Below are 22,823 nucleotides of genomic sequence, written 5' to 3'. Positions count from 1 at the left end.
TCTACACTGGACAGACTTAACGCACACCGCTGGAGGCAGCAGCCTGCTGCCCCACCCCGGAAGCGCCGTTTGGCAACGTGGTTTGCTGGTCCTTTGAGGCGTCGGAGCTCACGGCCTCTGGCATCTGCAAGCTGAAGCCCGGCTGCGCGGTGATGGTCAGCTTGGCCCCTTCTCGAAGACCACGGGAGCTTTCGGTAATCACCACCTCACCCGGCTTCAAGTCGGCCTCAACCAAAATCAGATCCGAGTTGCGCTCGATAATGGTAACGGGCAGACGCTGGGCCTTGTTTTCCCGAGCAACCCACACATAAGAGCCGTCTTGGTCCCATCGCAGGGCCAGTGGTGGGACGGCGGGCCATTCTTGCCCCTCCAAAAGCACACGAACGGAGAATGCCAGTCCAGACTTAAGCAAATCACGCGGATTGCTTACAAGAGCGCGCAGTTTCAGGGTTCGGCTTTCAGAGCTTACACGGTTATCAATGGTGCTGATCGTGCCATTGAAAACAACACCGGGAGCCGCCTCTGTGGTCAGCTCGACGCGGCCGCCGATAGCCACTTCATTAGCGAAACGCTCCGGCACGACGAACTCCACCAGGATTTCCGCGCGGTCATCAAGCCCGCTAAGGCGTGTCTTGTCATCCACCAGATCGCCAATTTCCACGTCCACAATGCCAAGCGTCCCTTCGAACGGCGCAACTACCCGGCGTTTATTGAGTTCGACGCGGGCCTTCTCAAGTTGCAGCTCAGCTTTCTCCTTGGCGATGCGCGCATCTTGCAGCTGTACGGAGGAGATGGTTTGGCTCTGGCTTTGGTTCAGGCGCTGGTAGCGGTCCACCTGATCGATGGCATCCTGAAGCTCAATCTCTGCCTGGCGCAAAGCCAGTTGTTCATTGATGCTGTCCAGCGTGAATAGTGTATCGCCCGCCTGCACCTTGTCACCAGCGCTGAAAGCAATCGTTGTCACGCGGCCACTCGTTTCAGGATAAAGATCGGTGGTGCGAATGGATCGGCCAGTGCCGATGGCACGGACAAAGGTGTCGGTTTGCGCCAAAACCACGTTACGGGCGTGGACAGCGACCTTACGCGGACCGCCCGGCCCCATGCCCGGAGGACCGCCTGCTGGCTGTGCGTTTGCTGTGGCAGCATTTGCGTCCTGCACCACACCCAAGTCTTTCAGTCCCGAGAGCTTCTGGCTCTCCAGCATGGGGGCGCCGATCATAAAATAGCCAGCTGTTACGACTGCAACCGTAACGCCAGCAGTAGCTGCGAACTTCAGAGCCTTCATGGGGAAGACACTCCAATCTCTTTTTCAGTGCGGAAGGAAGCCTTGCCAGCTTCTCGTAGAATTACCCGAATGGTTCCGGGGCCAGAACACAAATGCCACCGGAATCCTAGTGGTAGTCTTATCTCCGAATTCGATGGAGCACGCCAGTGTTGTGCGCGCCCGAAAGGTAACCAACTATCGGAAACATCGTCTCCTGATACACTTTGATACACTTATAGCAGGTCGAACCACGGCGTTTGGATACAAACAAAAACGGCTGCCCGAAGACAGCCGCTTGAAAAAACTTGGGTTTGCAGCTTTTACACGGCTGCCACTGACTGGCGCACCACAACGGGGCTGCCATCTGGCACACGATTGTAAAGGTCGATTATGTCCTGATTGAACAAGCGAATACAGCCGCTCGATACATTCTGTCCGATAGACCAGTCTTCGTTGGTGCCATGAATGCGGTAAAGCGTATCAACACCGTTGTCGAACAGATAGAGGGCCCTTGCGCCCAGCGGATTGCCAAGCCCCGGCTCCATGCCATTCCGGTATTTTTCCAGCTCTGGCTGGCGCGCAATCATGTCCGACGGCGGTGTCCAACGTGGCCACTGGCGCTTGTACTGCACTCTGGCATCACCAGACCACTCGAACCCTGCACGACCGACGCCAACGCCATAGCGCATGGCAGTGCCGTCAGCCCGCACCAAATAAAGGAACCGTTCGCCCGGATCGACCACCAGCGTGCCTGCACGCTCAGGACCAGTGTATGGCACCACCTGACGCAAGAAACGAGAATCCGAAACCTGTTTCAGATCGACAGCGGGGATTGGGAATTTTTCATCCGGAATGGGGCCGTACATGGCGACGTAATAAGGATCAGCGCGCAAATCCAAAGTTGCACGCGGCCGCGGGCTGGAGGTTGTCTGGCACCCTGCCAACAAGAGGGCCGATGATCCAACGAGGAAGCTGCGGCGGGTCAGCTTCGATGAGGCCAACTCGTTTTTCATTCCTATTAGTTCTTGTGCCTTCACCGCACTTTTTCCTTTTAATCTAACATGGGCTTAGGGCAGATCTTGCACGCCTACCCTAACGAACTTCTGCAGGAAGCCCAAAAATTTATCATCAAATTTGCCCCACTTATGCTTAATGGACATTAAACCAGGTGTAACAGCGCGGGACCCCAATACTCACAGAGGCGCTTAGACCATTTGATTATGTCGAAATAAGGCAAACAGAACCTGATACCACAGGGGCCTCTGGTGGATTTGTGTGTTTTAAACAAACAAACCGCTCACGAAATTGTGTAGCGGCTTGCTCTTCAACTTTTAAGGGGGAGAAGCGAAATCTGGCCGCTCAGCCCGGCTTGTGGTGCTCATGCCAATGGCGCGCAATGTCAACGCGCCGGGCCACCCACACATCGCTTTTCGCTGCAACATAATCCAAGAAGCGGTTCAGCGCTGCCATACGTCCGGGGCGTCCCACGAGACGGCAATGCAAACCAACTGAGAGCATCTTGGGCGCGCCCTGCTGCCCTTCCTCGTAGAGCGTGTCAAAGCTGTCCCTCAAGTACGCGAAGAACTGATCTCCCGAGTTGAAACCTTGCGAGGTTGCAAAGCGCATATCATTGTTGTCTAGCGTATAAGGCACAATCAAGTGCGGACCGTTTTCGCCTTCGGTCCAGTAGGGCAAGTCGTCGGCATAGCTGTCTGCATCATACAAAAAACCGCCGGTCTCCATGACGATATCCCGCGTGCGCTCGGAACATCGGCCGGTGTACCAGCCAAGGGGCCGCTCCCCTGTCACCTCTGTATGAATGCGAATGGCTTCCTCCATGTGGAAGCGTTCTTCCTGCTTGGAAAAGTCTCGGTATTCTATCCACTTGAGGCCGTGAGAAGCGATTTCCCAGTCGGCTTCCTTCATGGCAGCCACGGCTTCCGGATTGCGCTGCAAGGCTGTCGCCACACCGAAAACCGTTACCGGCATGTTGCGGGAGGTGAATGCGCGCCACAGCCGCCAGAAGCCTGCCCGGGCCCCATACTCATAAATGGTTTCCATGTTCGGATGGCGTTGGTTCACCAGGGGTTCGGCGCCAATAATCTCTGAGAGGAACGCCTCTGAGGCCGGATCGCCATGGAGGATGTTGTTTTCCCCGCCCTCTTCGTAGTTGATCACGAACTGGAGGGCGACCTTGGCCCCCTTCGGCCACTTGGGGTCCGGTGTCTGCCTTCCATAACCCACTAAATCTCTAGGGTAATTCATATCTATGGTGCCTCGCCTGCAAAACGCTACTTAAACCAATGGGATTGCTTGCTTTTTAGTTGCAATGCCAGCACATCCCCAAAGCGGCATCAAGCCTGTAATCCAACTCGTTCCAAATTTAGTGTCAACGCTCAGACACAATTTACATTTAGCCTCTCATATTACGTTACGTCACGTGCGTTATATCAAGAGGACCTACCTGATGACACTCGCCAAGGATTTCCCGGAGCCCTCGCCTGAAGCCTCTCTCGCTGATCTTCCTGCCGTGTCGCGGTCTCGCACAACGTCTCTTCGCCCCTCCTCATCGCACCGGTCCGGGCGCTACTCAGAACTCATGGCATATGAATGTCAGCTTGAGGAGCGACTTGCAGCCATGAAACGGCTTATTGCCGCGCACAGACCCGACACCAGTTCGCAGGCGTTAAGCCTGCTGCGCCAATGGTTTCCTGAATCAACGCTCCAGGAGCGTATCAGCGTTATCCATCCCAAAGCTGACTAAAAGATCAGCAATCCGCTCCATGATCCGATCCCTGTAGCCCGCGCGTAGGGTAAATGACGGTTGCGTCACTCAACGTTTGACTTATATCGGTTCGATACGTATACAAGCGATATATCGAACCGATACATATACTCGTTTTGAGTTTAATCGCGGCTAACCACCCAGCATGATCATCAACAGGATCGTTTCTTTATGAGTACACGGAAATTCTGCCTCTCTATCCTGATGAAGGGTGAAACGACAGGTTACGATCTTCGCAAACGCTCCAAGGACGGCCTGCATCGCTACTTCACTGATGCCAGTTATGGTTCGATTTATCCGTGCTTGAACAAGCTTGAAGCCGAGGGTCTTGTCACTTCTCGGGAAGAAACTGCTCCCGGCAAGCCTTCACGAAAAGTCTACACCATCACTGACAAGGGGCGGCTTGCGTTCTGTGAGGAGCTGCAGCAACCTCCCTATGACGACACGTATCGCTCCCCATTCTTGTTTACCGCTCTGCACGCGGCGCACCTTTCTCCCGAGTTCCTTTCCGGGCGCATAGATATGCGCATCGAAGAACTCCAAAATAGAATTTCCGCCCTAGAGGCCGAACTGGAAGTCTGCACCCATCCTGCTGGCTGCTGGACGTTGCGTATGGGCATTGCAACGCTCACTGCCGGCCTGAAGTACATCGAAGACAATCGCTCCGAATTGGAAGCCCTGCCTCAAGCGTCCTCCCAAACGCCCGCGCAGGCTGCCGAGTAACTCGAAAAGACAAAGTCATGGCTATCCGTTTTTCATATATTTTGGCCGCAGGGATCGCTGGAGGGATCGCCCTCTGGATGAGTTCGGGCTCCGTGGTTATCGGCGGGCAAGGCGAGAACGATCAATCTGTCCCACCTCCTGCAACCCGTATTTCTGCCGAAAACGAGGAAACGTTTTCCGTTCGTGTTGCCAAGTTTCACAGCCAGATGCGTGAGGCCTATCTTGAGCTGCGCGGACGCACCGAGGCAGACGCCAAGGTTGAGGTTCGGGCTGAAACCACGGCGCGTGTCGCAAAGCGTCCGGTGAAAGAAGGTCAGCAGGTCAAACCGGGTGATCTTTTGTGCGTTCTGGACCGTGGAGCACGCGAGGCCCGCGTTCTGCAGGCGAACGCGTTGCTGGCTCAAGCGCAGCTGGATTTTGAAGCCGCCGATCAGCTTTCAGGCAAGGGCTTTGCCGCCAACAATCGCGTCGCAGCTCTGAAGGCTGCCCGTGATGCGGCTCAGGCCGAATTGCGCGAGGCCGAGATCGAACTGGAGCGAACCGAGATCCGTTCTCCGGTTGAAGGCGTGGTCGAAAGCCCCATGGTTGAAATGGGAACGATCCTGTCTGCGGGACAGACCTGCGCGACGGTTGTCGACCCCAATCCGATGCTTGCAATCGGCACCATCTCCGAAACCAACATTGGCAAGGTCTACATCGGTCAGCCCGCTGAGGTGAAACTGGTTACGGGGCAGAGTGTCAGAGGCACCGTTCGCTACATTGCGCCTTCCGCCGACCCTGACACCCGGACATTCCGTGTTGAAGTTCTGATCCCCAATGAGGATGCCAAGGTTCTGGATGGCGTCACCGCCCTCACCCGCCTCAAGCTGGCGGCGCAGAAGGCGCATTTCATGAGCCCGGCCTATCTGACATTGAACGACAGCGGCATTGTTGGCCTGCGGGGCGTGGATGAGAACAACCGCGTCGTGTTCTACCCTGTGGAAGTCATCGGCGGTGATCGCGACGGCGTGTGGCTCACCGGCCTTCCCGACACGGCGACCATCATCGTTGTGGGGCAGGATTACGTGAGCGCAGGCAAACAGGTAGACCCTGTATTTGAAAGCTTGGAGGTAAACTGATGACTTCCATGCTTGAAGCCATCTTGAACCGGCCTCGAACCGTGCTCACCCTCATGGTGGTCATGGTTGTGGCTGGCATCATGTCTTATATCAACGTGCCCAAAGAGGCCGCGCCTGATATCGACGTGCCGTTCTTCTATGTATCCATCGGTCAGCAGGGCATTTCTCCAGAGGATGCGAACCGGCTCATCGTGAAGCCCATGGAGACGGAACTGCGCGGCCTTGAGGGCTTGAAAGAGATCACCACCATTGCCAGTGAGGGCCATGTGGGTGTGCTTCTTGAGTTCGACATCAGCTTTGACAAGGACAAGGCGCTGGCGGACATTCGCGACAAGGTGGATCAGGCCAAGGCCAACATCCCAGAAGACGCGGATGAACCGACGATCTTCCCGCAGAACATGGCGCTCCAGCCAGTCCTCTACGTGACCCTTTCCGGAGATGTGCCCGAGCGCGCCCTGTTTCGCACGGCGCGCCGCCTTCAGGATGTGATCGAAGCCATTCCGACGGTCAAGGAAGCCAACATGAAAGGCCACCGCGAGGAACTCCTCGAAGTGGTCATCGATACACTCAAGATGGAAGCCTATGAGGTTTCTCAGTCCGAGTTGATCCGCGCCTTGACCCAGAACAACCAGCTCATTCCCGCAGGGTTCATTGATGGGGGTTCAGGCCGGTTCAACATCAAGGTGCCCGGGCTGGTGGAAACATCGGAAGATGTATTCTCCCTCCCGCTCAAGCAATCTGGTGAAAGCGTCGTCACACTTGGCGACATTGCCACCATCAAGCGCACCTTCAAGGACGCTTCGGAGTTCACGCTGGTAAACGGTGAGCGCGCAATCACCCTGGAGGTGGTCAAACGGATCGGTGAGAACATCATCGAAAACAACGCAGCCGTAACCGCGGCGGTTCAGGCCGCGACCAAGGACCTGCCGGAGTCTGTCAAGGTCAACCTGATGTTGGACGAATCCGACAACATCTATCAGATCCTCGGCTCGTTGCAGTCCTCCATCATGACCGCTGTCATGCTGGTCATGGTGATTGTGGTGGCCGCGCTGGGTCTGAAATCCGCTCTGCTAGTTGGCCTGTCCATTCCAACGTCCTTCATGACCGGCTTCTTGATCCTGTCTTCGCTCGGCATGACAGTGAACACCATGGTCATGTTCGGCCTTGTGCTCACCGTTGGGATGCTGGTGGATGGTGCCATCGTGATGGTGGAGTATGCGGATCGAAAGACCGCCGAAGGCATGCCGCCAAAGCAGGCCTACATTCGCGCCTCCAAGCTGATGTTCTGGCCCATTGTTTCGTCCACCGCCACCACGTTGGCCGCCTTCTTGCCCATGCTGCTGTGGCCGGGGGTTTCCGGTGAGTTCATGAGCTACTTGCCGATCATGGTGATCATCGTTCTGTCTGCGTCCCTGCTGACCGCAATGGTGTTCCTGCCGGTGACGGGGGGTGTGATCGCAGGTGTCTCGGCTTTCCTTGGTCGTCATGCGGAATGGGTCATGACCCCCATGGTGTTGGCGGCCGTTGGCCTGGTGGTTTCCACTTTGCCGGTACTGACAGCAACGCTTGGTTCCCTCGCGCTTGTCGCGGGCATTGGTGCTGCTCTTGTTTTGGCCCTGCCCGTCTTCCGCGTCATGCGAAGGCTTGCGGACATCTCCCGCAGCCGGACTGAAAAACGCCGCATTGAAGAGTTGGAGGCAGCGCGCGCTTTCTCAGGTGAAGGCAGTTTCGACCCGAAGCAGGTCAAGGGCTTCACGGGCATCTATGTGCGCACCCTTAAGCTTCTGGCGGGGAACGTGGTTGGCTCCACGCTCACCATCATTGCCATGGTCGGGCTGTGCGCCGGGATTCTGTTCAGCTTCATGGCCAACAGCACAGGCGTTCAGTTCTTTGTTGATGAAGAAGCAGAACGCGCCACTGTGTTTGTCTCGGGCCGAGGCAACATGTCGGCCATGGAGTCGCTTGATCTGGTTCGAGATGTAAACGACATCGTCCTTGCCATTCCGGGCATTGAGAATGCGGTGGCAACCGCGTTTCCGAGCGGTGGCAGTGGCAGCGTGGGCGGCAGCGACATCCCTGTCGACCTGATTGGCCGTCTGGACTTGGAGTTCACCGACTTCTGTTGTCGCCGCACAAGCGTTGAGATCTTTGAGGACATTCGCAAACAGACCTCCTCGCTGGCAGGCATCCGGGTTGAAACCCGCGCTCAAGAGGGTGGCCCACCAACAGGCAAGGATATTCGGCTGCAGGTCACGTCCAACGACTATGACGCAGTCGTTGCCGCAGTTGGGCGCATTCGCAACCACGTAGACCAGATGGAAGGCCTGCTCGATCAAGAGGATGGTCGTCCCCTGCCCGGCATTGAATGGTCGCTTGATATCGACCGCGAACAAGCCGCCCGCTACCGCGCTGACATCTCGGCGGTTGGGGCCATGGTACAGCTTGTGACGAACGGCGTTCTCATCGGCAAGTACCGCCCGTCTGACGCGGAGGATGAAGTTGATATCCGTGTGCGCCTTCCTGAAGAAGAGCGGACGTTGGACCGGTTTGACGCCCTCCGCTTACAAACCGACTTGGGCATTGTACCTCTGGCCAACTTCGTGGACCGTACACCGCAGCAGAAAGTGTCCACCATCACCCGACGTGATGGCCTTTATGCGATGGACGTGAAGGCCTCGGTTGATCAGGCTGCTGGCTTCCTCGTGGATGACAAGGTGAAGGAGCTTCAGGCCTGGCTCGACAGCCAATCCTTCCCAGAGGGGGTCTTCCTGAAGTTCCGTGGTGCAGATGAGGAGCAGAAAGAATCCGGTGCCTTCCTCATGCAAGCCATGATCGGCTCGCTGTTCCTGATGTTCATCATTCTGGTCACTCAGTACAACAGCTTCTACCAGAGTGTTCTCACGCTCTCCACGGTGGTTTTGTCCGTCTTTGGCGTGCTGCTTGGCATGCTGGTAACCGGGCAAAAGTTCTCGATCATCATGACGGGTACGGGCGTCGTGGCGCTGGCCGGTATCGTGGTGAACAACGCCATTGTTCTCATCGATACCTATAACCGCCTGCGCTCGGATGGCGTTGAGCCGATGGATGCGATCCTGCAGACCTCTGCCCAGCGCTTGCGCCCCGTGTTGCTGACAACGATCACCACCATCGCCGGTCTGATCCCGATGGCGACGCAGTTGAACTTCGACTTCTTCAGTCAGGTGACCACTTATGGCGGCACAACAGCGGTGTGGTGGGTGCAGCTTTCAACGGCGATCATTGCAGGTCTGGGGTTCTCCACCCTGCTCACCCTCATCATGATCCCGGTCATGCTGGCTCTGCCAAACGTGTGGTGGAATTTCATCTCCAGTCTTACCAGCAAACGGAGCAGCAGCGCACCGGATGCGACAGACGGCATGGAGGCTACAACAGCAGGTCTGGCAATGAGTGGCAAGACCAAGGTTGATGACGTTCAGATCGCAGCGGAATAATCTGCGAACGGCGTCAGCGCGTCTATCAAACAAAAATGCCGGGGCACTGCCCCGGCATTTTTATTGGGTCTTGCGAACAAGACAAAACTCTCTAGCTCAAGCTAGACGCCTTTGAAGATGTGACCCTCAGGCCTTGTCTTCGGTGTCCTGAAGAGCGGCTGCGGCGGCCTCTGCATCTTCTCGCATGTGCTTTCGGAAGGACCGGAAGGCAAATGGAATGGATGCCAGATAGCCCAGGGTGACCACCGTCATTGTTTCGAACGGGAAGCTCAACAGCAGCGCGACAAGCGCAACGAACACCACGAACAGCGGTAACACCCATTCGCGCCGTACACGGGTGCCAAACTGCTTGCCGGAAAACGATGGCAGCTGGCTCACCATCAAAAAGCCGATGAGCAGCGCATAGAGACCGACCGGCGTTGCCAGTTCCTCATAGTGCGGCATGCCAAGGCGCTCGATATAGAGCGGCAAAAGCACGATGATGGCTCCGGCAGGTGACGGCACGCCGGTGAAGAACTTTCCGGCCCATTTGGGCTTTTCCTCATCCAGCGCCACATTGAAGCGTGCCAAACGCAGCGCGCAGCATATGGCGTAGATCATGGCCGCGATCCAGCCAAGCGATCTGGCCTCATCCAGCATCCAGGCATAAAGGATGATGGCAGGTGCCACGCCGAAGTTCACAAAGTCCGACAGTGAATCCAGCTCCGCCCCGAACCGGGACGTGCCCTTCACCATGCGCGCAACGCGGCCATCAAGGCCATCGAGGACAGCAGCGAGGATGATGGCTCCCATCGCAAATTCCCAGCGCGCTTCAAAAGCCATCCGAATGGCTGTCAGGCCCGCACATAGCGCCAGCAGTGTCACCACGTTTGGCAAGATCATGCGCACGGGAACCTTCTGAAAGCGCCGAGTTCTTTTCTTTTTGTTCTCAACTGACCCGCCCGGGTCATATGGAGGAAATGGAGCCGTCACCCTTGTCTACCTCTTACGAGTATCGCGTTACGACATCGTTCTTTTCTGTGCTTTTCAGGTCGGCAATGATGCTTTCACCGGCAATCATCGTCTGGCCCAAAGCGACTGACGGCTGCGTACCATATGGCATGTAAACGTCAAGGCGAGACCCAAAGCGAATGAGGCCAAAACGGTCACCTGCTGAAATTGTCTCACCTTCTTTCACGAAACACACAATTCGGCGCGCCACCAGTCCGGCAATTTGCACAACGCCGATGCGGGCGTTTTCGTTTTCGATGACGATGCCGTTGCGCTCGTTGTGTTCGCTGGCCTTGTCCAGTTCCGCATTCAGGAACTTGCCCGCCTTGTACGCCACGCGGGTAATCCGGCCAGCCATTGGCGCACGGTTCACGTGACAGTTAAACACGTTCATGAAGATGCATACGCGCATCAGAGGCTCTTCGCCCATGTCCAACTCACGCGGTGGCACGGCAGGACCGATCAAGCACACCGTACCGTCCGCAGGCGATACGATCAAACCGTCGCGAACAGGCGTCACGCGTGGCGGATCACGGAAGAAGTAGCAAACCCACGCTGTCAGGATCAAACCAATCCAGAACAACGGTGACCAGAACCAACCCAGGATCAGCGTCGCCACCCCAGCAATGGCGATAAATGGATACCCTTCCCGGTGGATCGGGACAAAGGTCTTGGAAATCGTGTCCGCAAGAGACATAGCACACCCTTTAGCTGTCAGTGCGTCTTGGCCAGTTGCAGCTGTCCCCACCCCGAGAAACAGCCACTGGCACAAGGCGTCATAGAGTGTCTTGTCTTACCCTTCAACTGGAAGTGATTCAATTGCGCTTTCTTCGGCTGTTTTTCCCTTGAGAATGAAACCCTCGTCTTGCTTGCGCATGGCTTCCAGTCTGGCTTCGGCTTCATCCACTTCGCGCTGGCGCGCCCACATGGAGGCATAGAGGCCATCTTGTGCCAGCAGTTCTGCATGGGTGCCTTGCTCAACGGCAACGCCTGCCTTCAGGACAAGGATGAGATCGGCATTCACCACCGTCGACAAACGGTGAGCGATCACCAGCGTTGTCCGGTTTTTTGACACCAGATCGAGAGCTGACTGGATCTCCTGTTCCGTATGCGTATCTAGGGCAGAGGTTGCCTCATCCAGCACCAGAATGGGCGGTGCCTTCAAAATGGTGCGGGCAATGGCAACGCGCTGTTTCTCGCCGCCAGAAAGTTTCAGGCCGCGCTCACCTACCTGACTGTTGTAACCCTCTGGCAGGCTTTCAATAAACCCGTCAATCTGCGCCAGACGCGCTGCTTCCCGCACCTCGTCATCTGTCGCGTCAGGGCGGCCATAGCGAATGTTGTAGGCAATGGTGTCGTTAAACAGCACCGTGTCTTGAGGAACCATGCCAATCTTGTGGCGCAATGAGCTTTGGGTCACGTCGCGCACCTCCACCCCATCAATGGTGATGGCCCCGCCGGTCACATCATAGAAACGGAACAGCAGGCGCGAGATGGTGCTTTTGCCTGCACCGGACGGACCGACAATGGCAATGGTCTTGCCAGCAGGCACTTCAAAGCTCACACCATGGAGCACCTTTCGGGCTTCATCATAGTGGAAGTGAACATCGTCAAACCGAATGACACCCTGCTTGATCTCAACCGGCTTGGCGTTTTCCTTGTCCTGAATCTCGGGCTCCACACCCAACACATCGAACATGGCTTCAAGGTCGGCAATGCCCTGCCGGATTTCGCGGTAGATGAAGCCGATGAAGTTCAGGGGCATGGCCAGCTGCATCAGCAATGCGTTGATCATGACGAAGTCGCCAATGGTCTGCTCGCCCGCCTGAATGGCCCGCGCCGACATTGCCATACAAACCGCCATGCCGATGCCCAGGATCAGAGCCTGACCAAAGTTCAGCCAAGCCAGCGACGTCCACGTCTTGATGGCCGCTTTTTCATAGCCTGCCATGGCATTATCGAACCGCGTCCGTTCCATGCCTTCGTTTCCGAAGTACTTGACCGTTTCAAAGTTCAGCAAGCTGTCCACGGCTTTGGTGTTGGCATCCGTGTCCGCTTCATTCATGTCGCGGCGAATTTGAATGCGCTTGTTGGAGGCTTTCACGGTGTAAAGCACATAGGCCACCACCGTTGCCGCAACCACGACCACATAGAGGAAACCGAACTGGAACCAGATCACCAACGCCATGAAGGCGAATTCGATTACCGTCGGCACGCCGTTGAGGATCGTAAAGCGCACGATGCCCTCGATGCCCTTGACACCGCGGTCGATCACCCGTGTCAGCCCGCCGGTGCGGCGTCCCAAATGGTAGCGCAAAGACAGGGCGTGGAGGTGCTGGAAGGTCAGGTTTGCAAGTTCGCGAACCGCATGAAGCCCCACCCCGGAAAAGATGGCATCGCGGTACTGGTTGAACGCCACGGCCAGAATTCTGGCAGCCTGATAGGCCAGAACGAGCATCACAGGTGCAATCAGCACCTCTGGCAACCAAGAGGGCAAGTCACTCTGATTATTCAAGGAATCTGTTGCCCACCCAAAGAAGTAGGGCGAGAACACCGTGACGATCTTTGCAATGATCAGGGCCACCATCGCGATGACTACCTGCTTTTTCAAGTCCGGTCTGTCGGAGGGCCACATGTAGGGCCAAAGGGCTTTCAGCGTATTGAACAGACCGCTGTCATCGGCATCCAGTTTGGGATTCATGCTCCGCTTTGAAGGCGCGGACTTGTTCTGAGGTGAGGCTGTCATGCCTGTGCCTTTTCATTGCTAGGATCAGCGGGGACGAACCAAGGAGGGCAATGGCGTTTCAACCGCATCTGATCTGATCAGGGTTTCCGTCGGCCACGGAAAGCGTAAGCGCTGCAATCAAGAAGATCGATTGGTTCAGGGCCTTTTCTCAAGGCTTCGATCCTCATGGGTACAGCTCCAGGCGCTCTTTCCAAAACAAGGCCAGTCGTCCTGAATTAGTGTGTCTGGGCGAAATTAACAGGCCCGGATTGGCCCCAAATTCAAGAATTTTTTCGAAAACCCATTGGTTTACAGCAGTTCAAATAAAGAGATTCCAAGCCACACTCAAGCATCCTACGAAAAAGCGCTGCCCGTTGTTCGCGGACAGCGCCTTGTCTTCCTGCTTCATGGCGCAGATTAGTTGGTTTCTTCCTGCCAGTTCAAATCACTCTCTGGCAGCACAAACACCTGACCCGGATAAATAAGGTCGGGGTTGCGAATTTGGCGATCGTTTGCCTGATAGATCGTGGTGTATCTAAAGCCATCGCCGTAGACGCGGCGGGAAATGGTCCAGAGGTTGTCTCCCTTGCGAATGATCACATTCGGCAGTTCGCCCACGCCCGCTTCAATGGTTGCCCCTGCAGCGCCGGAAGCGGTGCCAGAGGCAACGGCCAGCAGCGGCTGCAAGATCACCTTGTCATCGGTCTTGGCAAAGGTCACCTCGGCACGGGCGACCACCTCGCCCTCACTGCCCTTTACCTGATCGGCGCGTACCTCAACATTTCCGGTGGCAACGTCACGGGCACCTTCCACCAGCCAGCGGCCGTTCTTGTCCGTGGTCACTTCGCCAATCAGATCTTCACCCACATAGACGCGGACCTTCGATCCCGGAGCGCCTTCACCGGCCACATAAACTTTTCCGTCCTGAGACTCCACCGCTTCAACGCGCAGGTTGCCGTCTGATACCGCAGCACCGCCTGTGGGCGCGGCAGAGGCCACTTGCTGGTCCGCCTCTGAAGCGGGCTGAGCATCGGCCTCAAGCCCATCTCCTGTGGTTTGCGTTTGCGGCGCAGCTGCAGCGGTCTGAGTGTCTACTTCAGGCAGTTGCAGCACGGTGGACGGTCCATCCGGATCGTTCAGTACTACCAGCACTTCGCCGCCCTGCTCTTTTGGAATGGAAACGGCAATGCGCTGCTTTGAGACTGACTTTTCCTGGGTTGTCTCATTGGTCGCTTCAAGGCTCACATCGTGGTTGCCTGGCGGAAGCGGCTTGTCCAGCACAATGGCAAACTCGCCGTTTGCATTGGCAACGCCCCGGCCCACAATCTTGCCATCAGCCACCACAACGACAACGGCACCGGCTTCCGTGCGTCCCGCTACAACGGCGTCGCCCGTGGGCTCAACGCGCATCACGTCAAATGTTGGCGTGTTGTCAATCTCAACCGGTGCGGCCTGAACCGGCGCTTCCGGTTCGCTTGGGGTTTCTTGCGGATCCAGCGCGGCAACTTGCGTTTCATCTGCGTTGCCTGCAGCTTTTTCCTCATCCGTTCCAACGCCGCCAGACTGCTGGCCGCTGCCGCGAACCGGCGTTACCAGAGTACCATCGCCTGATGCGGTCTGTTGAGAGGATGAGCCAGTGTTCAGCACATATACGCCAACACCTATGGCCGCCACGGCCACGAGTGCAGCCGTCCCCAATAGCCAGTTCATCCCTTTATTTGCCATTTTATCCGTTCGCTCCTACTGTCGCGACCTTTCGCACCAACGGCGCGGTGGTTTGCGCCTGTTTTGGCATCTTTTCCGCTATCTCTCAATATCTTAAACAATATCGCGCGTTTTCGCATCATTGTGCGCGATATTTATATTTAACATCACGGCCAAAATGCTAGATTTGGCGGATGATCCTCATGAACCCCAAGCGACTCCCATAAAAATACAGGCACCTGAAGCAATATGAGTGAACTAAATACCATCTGTGTGTACTGCGGCTCCGGCGAAGGAACCAATCCTGCCTATGCAAAAGCTGCAGAAGCCCTTGGCCGCCTTCTTGCTGAGAACAACATTCGTCTCGTCTATGGTGGCGGTTCCATTGGTCTTATGGGCATCGTTGCACGAAGCGTGCTTGAACATGGTGGCAGTGTTACCGGAGTTATCCCTGAGTTCCTCAAGAACCGTGAGGTGATGCTAACGGAAGCCCATGATCTGATCGTCACACAGGACATGCATGAGCGCAAACGGATCATGTTTGAAAAGGCCGATGCGTTCATCGCCTTACCGGGGGGCATTGGCACCTTGGAAGAGCTGGTGGAGATGCTGACCTGGGCGCAGCTTGGGCAGCACCAGAAGCCGGTCCTTCTAGCAAACATCGACGGTTTCTGGGAACCGCTGAAGACCCTGTTGCAGCACATGCAGCAGGAGAAGTTCATCCGCGAAGAAATGGAAGTGCGTTACGAAGTCACCGATGACATGGAAAACGCCATTCCGCTGCTGCGTGCCTCCATTCAAAAGCCGGTCCTGCACAAGGACAAGGCGGTTGGTACCATCGCGGACTACTAATAGTCGGGTCTAAAAAACCAAGCGAACAGCCGGACACGCTCCGGCTGTTTCTTTTTGTGGCTTCAGCGCGCCCTACCGGGCTGCCCGCCGTTTGCGATAGCCATAGACGCTGTCGATGGTGAAGATCGCCAGCGCACACCAAATGACCGCAAAACTCAGGAAGCGCTCCCAGCTCAACGTCTCGTTCCACACCCAGACAGCCAGAATGAACTGAAGCGAAGGCGCAACGTACTGCATGAAGCCGATGTAAGTGAGTGGCAATCTGCGCGCGCCATAGGCAAACAGGGTCAGTGGCACGGCGGTCACAAGGCCGGTTCCGATCAACGCAACAAGCAACCATGGGTCGTCATGGGGCACCACGTTCATGCCGATGCTTCCAAAATACGCCAAGCCAAACAACGCCACCGGCGTTGCAATCAGCACCTCGCCCAACTGCCCGGACAGCGCCCCCACCGGCGTTCTCTTGCGCACCAGACCATAGAGCGCGAAGGAGATCGCCAGATAAAGCGAGATCCACGGAAATATTCCGAGCAGGAACGTCTGATAGAGCACAGCCAGAAGCGAGATGGCCAGTGCCAGTACCTGCCCTTTTGAAAGCCTCTCTTTCAAAAACACAACGCCCAGCGCCACGCTCACCAATGGGTTGATGAAATAACCAAGACTGGCGTCCAGAATGCGGTCAGCTTCAACCGAATAGATGAACACAAGCCAGTTTGTGGTCACCAGCAGGGTCGCCAGACACACCATGAAGAAGGTGCGTTTACTGGCAACGATTTCCCGCAGCTGGTGCAGTTTGCCCACAAGCGCCAGATAGCCGCCGACAAACAACACCGAACCAAGAATGCGATAGCAAATGACGATGGCCGCCGGCACTTCCGCTGTCAGCTTGTAGTAACCGGGCACCACGCCCCACAACAAATAGGCCCCAAAAGCAGACAGGAGCCCCAGCTTGAAGGCTTGGGCCTCATCTGTCGTGATGCTTAGTTGAGATTGCGCCATGACCGGTCTCCACGACAGACCAAGAGCGCTTCAAAAAGCGCTTCAGGCTTTCGCTTGTTCAGTTTTGAAGATGATATAGCGCACGGAATCGACGAGCGCTTGAAACGAGGCGTCGACAATATTGCTGGACACTCCCACTGTAAACCAGCGGTGTCCGGTCTCCTTGTTCATGCTTTCGATCAAGACCCGTGTAACAGCGCCCGTACCACCATCGAGGATACGCACTTTGTAGTCGATCAGTTCCAGATTGGTTATCATGGCCTGATAGCGTCCCAAGTCCTTGCGCAAGGCAAGATCAAGCGCGTTTACAGGGCCGTTACCTTCGGCAACGGACATGAACGTTTCGCCGTCCACATCTACCTTCACGACAGCTTCTGACACTGTCACCTGCTCGCCCAGCGCGTTGTAGCGCCGCTCAACGCCAGTGCGGAATGAAATCACGTTGAAGAAGTCCGGCACAGAATACAACCGGCGACGTGCCAGCAACTCGAAGGATGCATCGGCAGCCTCATAGGAGTAACCGCGGGCTTCCAGCTCTTTCACCTCGGCCAACAGCGTATCGAGGCGCGGATCGTTCTTGTCCGCTTCCACCCCAAGACGCTTCAACTCGCCCAACAGGTTGGACTTGCCCGCCTGATCGGAGACCAACACGCGGCGCTGGTTGCCGATCATTTCCGGCGGCACGTGCTCATAAGTTTCCGGCTCCTTCAAAAGCGCAGATGCATGAATTCCGGCTTTGGTCGCAAAGGCGCTCCGGCCCACATAAGGCGCATGAATGTTGGAAGATCGATTCAGGATTTCATCAAAAGCTCTTGAAATTCCAGTCAATTCTCTCAGAGCGCCTTCTGTGACACTGATCTCGAACGTCTCCATGAACGGCGACTTCATCATCAAGGTCGGGATCAGCGTGACAAGGTTGGCGTTGCCGCAGCGCTCTCCAATCCCGTTCAGTGTTCCCTGGATCTGGCGCACCCCGGCGCGCACAGCGGCCAGCGAGTTGGCCACCGCATGGCCCGTATCATCGTGGGCATGGATCCCCAGGTGTGTACCTGGTACGGCTTCCTGAACGGCCTTGACGATGGAGGCAACTTCTTCAGGCAGCGTGCCGCCATTTGTGTCGCACAAAACGACCCATCGGGCACCAGCATCATAGGCGGCCTTGGCACAGGCCAGAGCGAACGCCGGGTTGGCCTTGAAGCCATCAAAGAAGTGCTCACAGTCAACGAGCGCTTCTTTGCCAGCCTCAAGTGCGGCCTTCACGCTTTCACCAATGCCTTGAAGGTTTTCCTCATTGGTGGAGTTGAGTGCCACCTTCACGTGATAGTCCCAGCTTTTTGCCACATAGCAGATCGCGTCCGACTGGCTTTGCAGCAGCATCTGGACGCCCGGATCGTTGGCGGCTGAGCGTCCTGCCCGCTTGGTCATGCCAAAGGCGGTAAACTTGGCCTTTTCCGTGCGTTTCTTCTCGAAGAACTGAGTGTCGGTCGGGTTTGCTCCCGGATACCCGCCCTCCACGTAGTCGACACCAAGCCGTTCCAGGAGGCCTGCGATGGCGATTTTCTCGTCAACGGAGAAGTCGATGCCCGAAGTTTGCGCCCCGTCGCGCAAGGTTGTGTCAAATAGGTAGAGCCGTTCTTTGGCCATCTGTTCTTGTTCCCGACTGGATTTCTGGAAGGCCAGCGCCACAGGTCTTGCCTTCTTTTGCGAAGGTCTTGCGTCCCATGATTGGCGCTGGCTGTCGTTTGTTGCGTGTTTACTTCACTTCCCAGGTGGTTTCGATCTCACCTGTTTCCTTGTTTTTCTGATCCTTCAGAATAATGCCTTCGGCTGCCAGCTCATCACGAATGCGATCTGACTCGGCAAAATCCTTGTTCTTGCGCGCCTCAAGACGCAGAGCGATTTGCTCTTCAACACGCGCTTGAAGCGCAGGATCAATGTTCTCCAGGGTGGATTGCTCCTCCCTCGTTTGAGCTTCCACCCAAGACTTTGGATCGAAACCAAGGAAAGCAAGGCTGTCTGCCAGCTGCTGAGCAGCTTCCTTGTCGCCGGACCGGGCATTGCGAGCCAGCTTGTGCATGGCGGCAAAGGCGCGCGGCGTGTTCAGGTCATCCGTCAAGCCCATCACCACTTCGTTCTCGGGCTTGGGATCGCTGTTCTGCACCACACCCAGCTTGATGAACAGGTCGGTCCAACGCTTGATCTGCTTTTCCGCTTCCACAAGCCCTTTTTCGGTAAAGTCGATGGGCTGGCGGTACTGGGTCTGCAGCAGTGTGTAACGGATCGCTTCACCGGACCATTTGCGCCCGCCAAAGTTCTCGCTCTCCAGCAGCTCATGAACCGTGTAGAAGTTGCCAAGAGACTTGGACATCTTCTCACCTTCCACCTGAAGGAAGCCGTTGTGCATCCAAACGTTCGCCATCACCGGCGTGCCATGAGCACAACGCGACTGAGCAATTTCGTTCTCATGGTGCGGGAACGTCAGATCGATGCCGCCGCCATGAATATCGAAAACGGTACCCAGGTGCTTTGCAGACATGGCAGAACATTCGATGTGCCAGCCCGGACGCCCCGGCCGCTCGATGCCGCATGGGCTGTCCCAGCCCGGTTCGCCCTCACCGGCAGGCTTCCAGAGCACGAAGTCGGTCGGGTCCTTCTTGTAGGTTGCCACTTCCACCCGGGCACCAGCAATCATCTCATCCAGAGAACGCCCGGAGAGTTTGCCGTAGTCTTCCATGCTGGGCACGTTGAACAGCACATGGTCGTCCACAACGTAGGCATGGCCCTTCTCAACGAGCGTTTCGATGATCTGTTTCATCTCCTCGATGTGCTCGGTGGCGCGTGGTTCGATATCAGGGGACTGCGCACCCAATGCTGCCATGTCATCATGAAACTGCTGAGCCGTGGTTTCGGTCAGCTCGCGGATCGTGATGCCCTCTTCGGCAGCGCGGGCGTTAATCTTGTCGTCAACGTCGGTGATGTTGCGGGCATAGGTGACATGCTCCTTGCCGTAAATCAGGCGAAGAAGGCGTGCCAGCACGTCAAACACAACCACAGGACGGGCATTGCCCACATGCGCGTAGTCGTAAACGGTCGGACCACACACATACATGCGCACGTTCTTCTCATCGATCGGTACGAACTCTTCCTTCGTACGCGTGAGGGTATTGGTGAGCATCAATTTGTGCTGAGCGCTCATGAATGTGGATCTCCTGGCCGGCTGGCCGGGACGTCCATCTCACATGTCAAGGCAGGAAGGAACGGCCACAGCCAGCGATTTCGCTAGCTGCAAATAATGGTGATGAAAGAAGAAATGTGCATCGCCGTTTTCATGACCTTGCTTTTCGCTGATTGTTGCGTACAGGTCAAGGTGCTGCAAACAATCCTCACTAAAGTTTCTATAGTTAATTTTATCTTTGGCTTTGAGGGGCAGCTTTAATCGTATTGCTGTTTTAAACAACTAGGAAGCCGCCGCTCGTGACCTCCCTGCGCACTCATCTATGCATATCCGCTGCGCTGATTGCTCTGACCAGCACCACTGCTCTTGCGGAAGAAGTCAATAAAAAACAATTTGTTGACCCGCTTGGATTGCATGACGGTGGCGCTATCGTGGCACTCACGCAAGACAACACGCCGCCAGACACCACCGGTTCCATTGTCGTGCCGGAAGAGGAAGTGTCTGCGCAGCAGCCAGCACCGGCCGCATCCGCAAAACCACGAATCGAACCGCCTTCAAAGCAACCCGCAGAGGTTGAAAACCAGCGCGAAGAGCCGAAAGCGGAGCCCATCGCGGCGCGCAAACCGTTCAGCTCATCTGTTTTCCGCAGTTTTTTGAAGAGTTCAAAGAAATTTGAAGAGAGCAAGCGCGAGCAGCTCGAGGACTTTTACAGCGACCATCGCTACAAGCCGCAATGGACAGAAGCGAGCGGCCTGTCGGCGGCTGGCAAGGAGCTTCTGAGCGCCGTACGCAACGCCTCTTCTCACGGCCTTCGTGCCGAGGATTACCTGCCCCACAGCTATGTGGCACCGACCAATTCATTTGCCGGCTGGCCCGCACAAGAACAGGTCGAGCTGGACCTGACACTGGCCTATCTGCAGTTCGCTGGCGATCTGGCTGCCGGCGCGGTCAAACCGTCACGCACGGGCGACGATATCTACCTTCAGCCCACACGGCCCAGCAATGAGGATCTGTTTGAGCGCCTTGAAAAGGCCAGCTCCATTTCCGCTTTGCTGCACGCGCTCCAGCCACAAGATCCATCCTACGCCCTGCTGCAAAAAGAGCTCAAGCGCTACCGAGATCTGGCCAAGACCAAAAAGCTGGTGCGCGTACCGAGTGGCCCGACCTTGCGCGCTGGCGATGCGGACAGCCGCGTGGAAACCATCAAGCAACGTCTTGCGCAGGAGGGTTACTACACCGGCTCTCTGGCAACCCAGGACCGCCAGTATGACGGCGACGTTGTAGAAGCCGTAAAGGCATTTCAGCGCGCCAACGGTCTGGCTGCGGACGGCGTTGTTGGCCGCAACACACTTGCGGTGATGAACACCTCCATCGACGATCGTGTGCGGCAGATTGAGGCCAATCTGGAGCGCCTGCGTTGGTATGACTATCAGGCAAGCGGTCGCTTTGTGGATGTGAACATCGCTTCCCAGATGCTGCGCATTGTCGAGAACGGTCGCACCGTGCATTCAACCCGCGTGGTGGTGGGCAAGCCGAAGTACAAAACGCCGATCTTTTCCCACCGCATCTCCTATGCGGAGGTAAACCCTACTTGGACCATTCCCCGTTCCATCGCTCTCAAGACCTATCTGCCACGCCTGCAGAAGGATCCTGTTGCGGTCATGCGGCAGGGCATTCGCGTGTTCCATGGCAACCGGGAGATTGATCCGCGCAGCATCATCTGGTCCACGGTACAGCCGCGGTTCTTCAACTTCACCTTGCAGCAGCGCCCCGGCGCGAACAACGCGCTTGGCGGCGTGAAGTACATGTTCCCGAACCGCCATGCCATTTACCTGCATGACACGCCCTCCAAGCATCTGTTCAGCCGCTCAAGCCGGGCGCTGAGCCATGGCTGCATCCGCGTGGAAGATCCGTTCGCTTTCGGTGAGAAGCTGTTCTCGAAGGATGGTTGGACGCAGGACCGATTTGCTCAGCTGCGTCAGCGCACGCAGGACCCACAGCGCATCAACCTGTCTCAGAAGGTGCCTGTACACCTGCGCTACTTCACGGCGTTCATCGGCGAAGATGGCAAGGTTCAATTCCGTCATGACATCTATGGCCATGACAAGGGCCTGATCAAAGCCCTGTCTGCTCAGAATTATCCATATTCCTGAGGCATTTAGAAACATGAACGGATTCTGAATGCAGCGCTCAGCAACGCTTCAGACCGCAAAGCCTATTGTCTCCTCATCACCGGCACACAGGGTGCTGGCCATGAGGAGACAAACAAATGACACGGATGCTGGTTGGTGCTTTCACTCTCGCAACGCTGATCTCTAGCCCAGTTGTTGTATTTGCCGCCGTCAAGCTGACCGTTGGCGCTTAAGGCCACAAAGACCGCCCTTTCAGTCCTCCAGATGATCTGCGCATTTTTGTGCTGGCTGGTCCCCCCAAGGCATAATGGGCACCGTGGACGTTGAATTCTTCGGGCTGCCTTCCACCAGCTTGTCGGAGTAGACCAGATAGACAAGCGTGTTCCGCTTGGCGTCGCATCCGCGCACGATGCGCATTTTCTTGAAGAACAGGCTGCGGCTTTCGCGGTACATTTCATCGCCCTGTTCAAACTTCTCGGTAAACTCGACAGGGCCAACCTGACGGCACGCCAGCGAGATGTCGGAGACTTCCTCCGCTACGCCGATAAGGCCGCTGAAGCCACCCTTTTCCGGCACCGTGAAGTGACAGGCCACGCCCTTGACGATGGGGTCATCGATGGCATAGGTCGCCAGCTTGTGATCTGGGCTCAAGAATTTCCAGACTGTCGATTTCTTGAAAATGAGATCCGGTTCCTGAGCCAGTGCCGGGGCGACCAACAGGCTCAGCGCGAGTGAAATCGCAGCGATAATCTTCATAAAAGCCTCGTTCCGTAAAATACACGCAAGTTTGATATAAGAGACCTATGCCACAACGCCAAAGAGAAACGGCCTATTAAATCCGTGCTACTTTACTTTTGCTGGCCGAAGGACAAAATATCGCCAGCGT

The 22,823-nt window shown here is 56.3% G+C and carries 18 protein-coding genes; 6 read left to right on the top strand and 12 right to left on the bottom strand.

Annotation, left to right across the window (positions count from 1 at the left end):
• Positions 1-16 precede the first annotated feature (16 nt).
• From Q3Y58_RS09140 to puuE, 3 genes are all read right to left on the bottom strand, one after another.
• On the bottom strand, positions 17-1,285 hold the full coding sequence (locus Q3Y58_RS09140) for an efflux RND transporter periplasmic adaptor subunit (protein ID WP_319622002.1): 1,269 nt from the start codon (positions 1,283-1,285) through the stop codon (positions 17-19).
• Positions 1,286-1,584: 299 nt separating this feature from the next.
• Positions 1,585-2,277, bottom strand: coding sequence for a L,D-transpeptidase (locus Q3Y58_RS09135; protein WP_274217039.1), 693 nt, complete (start codon positions 2,275-2,277; stop codon positions 1,585-1,587).
• A gap of 346 nt (positions 2,278-2,623) precedes the next feature.
• Positions 2,624-3,529 carry an allantoinase PuuE gene (gene puuE, locus Q3Y58_RS09130; RefSeq protein WP_319622001.1) on the bottom strand — a complete coding sequence of 302 codons (906 nt, stop codon included), beginning with the start codon at positions 3,527-3,529 and terminating at the stop codon, positions 2,624-2,626.
• A gap of 202 nt (positions 3,530-3,731) precedes the next feature.
• Between puuE and Q3Y58_RS09125 the strand changes: the two genes are divergently transcribed.
• From Q3Y58_RS09125 to Q3Y58_RS09110, 4 genes are all read left to right on the top strand, one after another.
• Positions 3,732-4,028 (top strand): hypothetical protein, encoded by a 297-nt coding sequence (locus Q3Y58_RS09125; RefSeq protein ID WP_319622000.1) that lies wholly within the window; start codon positions 3,732-3,734, stop codon positions 4,026-4,028.
• A gap of 192 nt (positions 4,029-4,220) precedes the next feature.
• On the top strand, positions 4,221-4,772 hold the full coding sequence (locus Q3Y58_RS09120) for a PadR family transcriptional regulator (RefSeq protein WP_274217043.1): 552 nt from the start codon (positions 4,221-4,223) through the stop codon (positions 4,770-4,772).
• A 77-nt stretch (positions 4,773-4,849) separates the two neighbouring features.
• Complete coding sequence (locus Q3Y58_RS09115; RefSeq protein WP_319621999.1) at positions 4,850-5,890, top strand: efflux RND transporter periplasmic adaptor subunit; 1,041 nt, start codon at positions 4,850-4,852, stop codon at positions 5,888-5,890.
• The gene (locus Q3Y58_RS09110; RefSeq protein WP_319621998.1) at positions 5,890-9,360 is read left to right on the top strand and encodes an efflux RND transporter permease subunit; all 3,471 of its coding nucleotides are present in this window, start codon (positions 5,890-5,892) and stop codon (positions 9,358-9,360) included. Before Q3Y58_RS09115 ends, Q3Y58_RS09110 begins: the two co-directional genes overlap by 1 nt.
• Before the next feature lie 126 nt (positions 9,361-9,486).
• On the opposite strand, the gene pssA is transcribed toward Q3Y58_RS09110, so the two are convergent.
• From pssA to Q3Y58_RS09090, 4 genes are all read right to left on the bottom strand, one after another.
• Entirely contained in the window at positions 9,487-10,332 is an 846-nt protein-coding gene (gene pssA / locus Q3Y58_RS09105) for a CDP-diacylglycerol--serine O-phosphatidyltransferase (protein WP_319621997.1), read from the bottom strand.
• 13 nt (positions 10,333-10,345) lie between these two features.
• A complete protein-coding gene (locus tag Q3Y58_RS09100) occupies positions 10,346-11,047 on the bottom strand; it encodes a phosphatidylserine decarboxylase (protein WP_319621996.1) in 702 nt (233 codons plus the stop codon).
• A gap of 96 nt (positions 11,048-11,143) precedes the next feature.
• Complete coding sequence (locus Q3Y58_RS09095) at positions 11,144-13,051, bottom strand: ABCB family ABC transporter ATP-binding protein/permease (RefSeq protein ID WP_319622123.1); 1,908 nt, start codon at positions 13,049-13,051, stop codon at positions 11,144-11,146.
• A gap of 441 nt (positions 13,052-13,492) precedes the next feature.
• Complete coding sequence (locus Q3Y58_RS09090) at positions 13,493-14,800, bottom strand: LysM peptidoglycan-binding domain-containing protein (protein ID WP_319621995.1); 1,308 nt, start codon at positions 14,798-14,800, stop codon at positions 13,493-13,495.
• 228 nt (positions 14,801-15,028) lie between these two features.
• On the opposite strand from Q3Y58_RS09090, the gene Q3Y58_RS09085 reads away from it, so the two are divergent.
• Positions 15,029-15,631, top strand: coding sequence for an LOG family protein (locus Q3Y58_RS09085; RefSeq protein ID WP_274217049.1), 603 nt, complete (start codon positions 15,029-15,031; stop codon positions 15,629-15,631).
• 72 nt (positions 15,632-15,703) lie between these two features.
• Here the strand turns inward: Q3Y58_RS09085 and rarD are convergent, their stop codons facing one another.
• From rarD to Q3Y58_RS09065, 4 genes are all read right to left on the bottom strand, one after another.
• The gene (rarD, locus tag Q3Y58_RS09080) at positions 15,704-16,630 is read right to left on the bottom strand and encodes an EamA family transporter RarD (RefSeq protein WP_319621993.1); all 927 of its coding nucleotides are present in this window, start codon (positions 16,628-16,630) and stop codon (positions 15,704-15,706) included.
• A gap of 42 nt (positions 16,631-16,672) precedes the next feature.
• Complete coding sequence (cimA, locus tag Q3Y58_RS09075) at positions 16,673-18,274, bottom strand: citramalate synthase (protein ID WP_319621992.1); 1,602 nt, start codon at positions 18,272-18,274, stop codon at positions 16,673-16,675.
• A gap of 109 nt (positions 18,275-18,383) precedes the next feature.
• The gene (gene cysS, locus Q3Y58_RS09070) at positions 18,384-19,826 is read right to left on the bottom strand and encodes a cysteine--tRNA ligase (RefSeq protein ID WP_319621991.1); all 1,443 of its coding nucleotides are present in this window, start codon (positions 19,824-19,826) and stop codon (positions 18,384-18,386) included.
• Positions 19,827-19,865: 39 nt separating this feature from the next.
• A complete protein-coding gene (locus Q3Y58_RS09065) occupies positions 19,866-20,087 on the bottom strand; it encodes a hypothetical protein (RefSeq protein WP_274217054.1) in 222 nt (73 codons plus the stop codon).
• A 17-nt stretch (positions 20,088-20,104) separates the two neighbouring features.
• On the opposite strand from Q3Y58_RS09065, the gene Q3Y58_RS09060 reads away from it, so the two are divergent.
• Positions 20,105-21,958: a L,D-transpeptidase family protein gene (locus tag Q3Y58_RS09060; RefSeq protein ID WP_319621989.1), complete on the top strand. Its 1,854-nt coding sequence runs from the start codon at positions 20,105-20,107 to the stop codon at positions 21,956-21,958.
• Between the two features lie 231 nt (positions 21,959-22,189).
• Here the strand turns inward: Q3Y58_RS09060 and Q3Y58_RS09055 are convergent, their stop codons facing one another.
• The gene (locus Q3Y58_RS09055; RefSeq protein ID WP_319621988.1) at positions 22,190-22,693 is read right to left on the bottom strand and encodes a CreA family protein; all 504 of its coding nucleotides are present in this window, start codon (positions 22,691-22,693) and stop codon (positions 22,190-22,192) included.
• Between the last annotated feature and the right edge of the window lie 130 nt (positions 22,694-22,823).

This window comes from Nesiotobacter zosterae (genome assembly GCF_033843645.1).
Taxonomy (GTDB): domain Bacteria; phylum Pseudomonadota; class Alphaproteobacteria; order Rhizobiales; family Stappiaceae; genus Pseudovibrio; species Pseudovibrio zosterae.
This window is presented reverse-complemented; position numbering and strand designations above follow the sequence as displayed.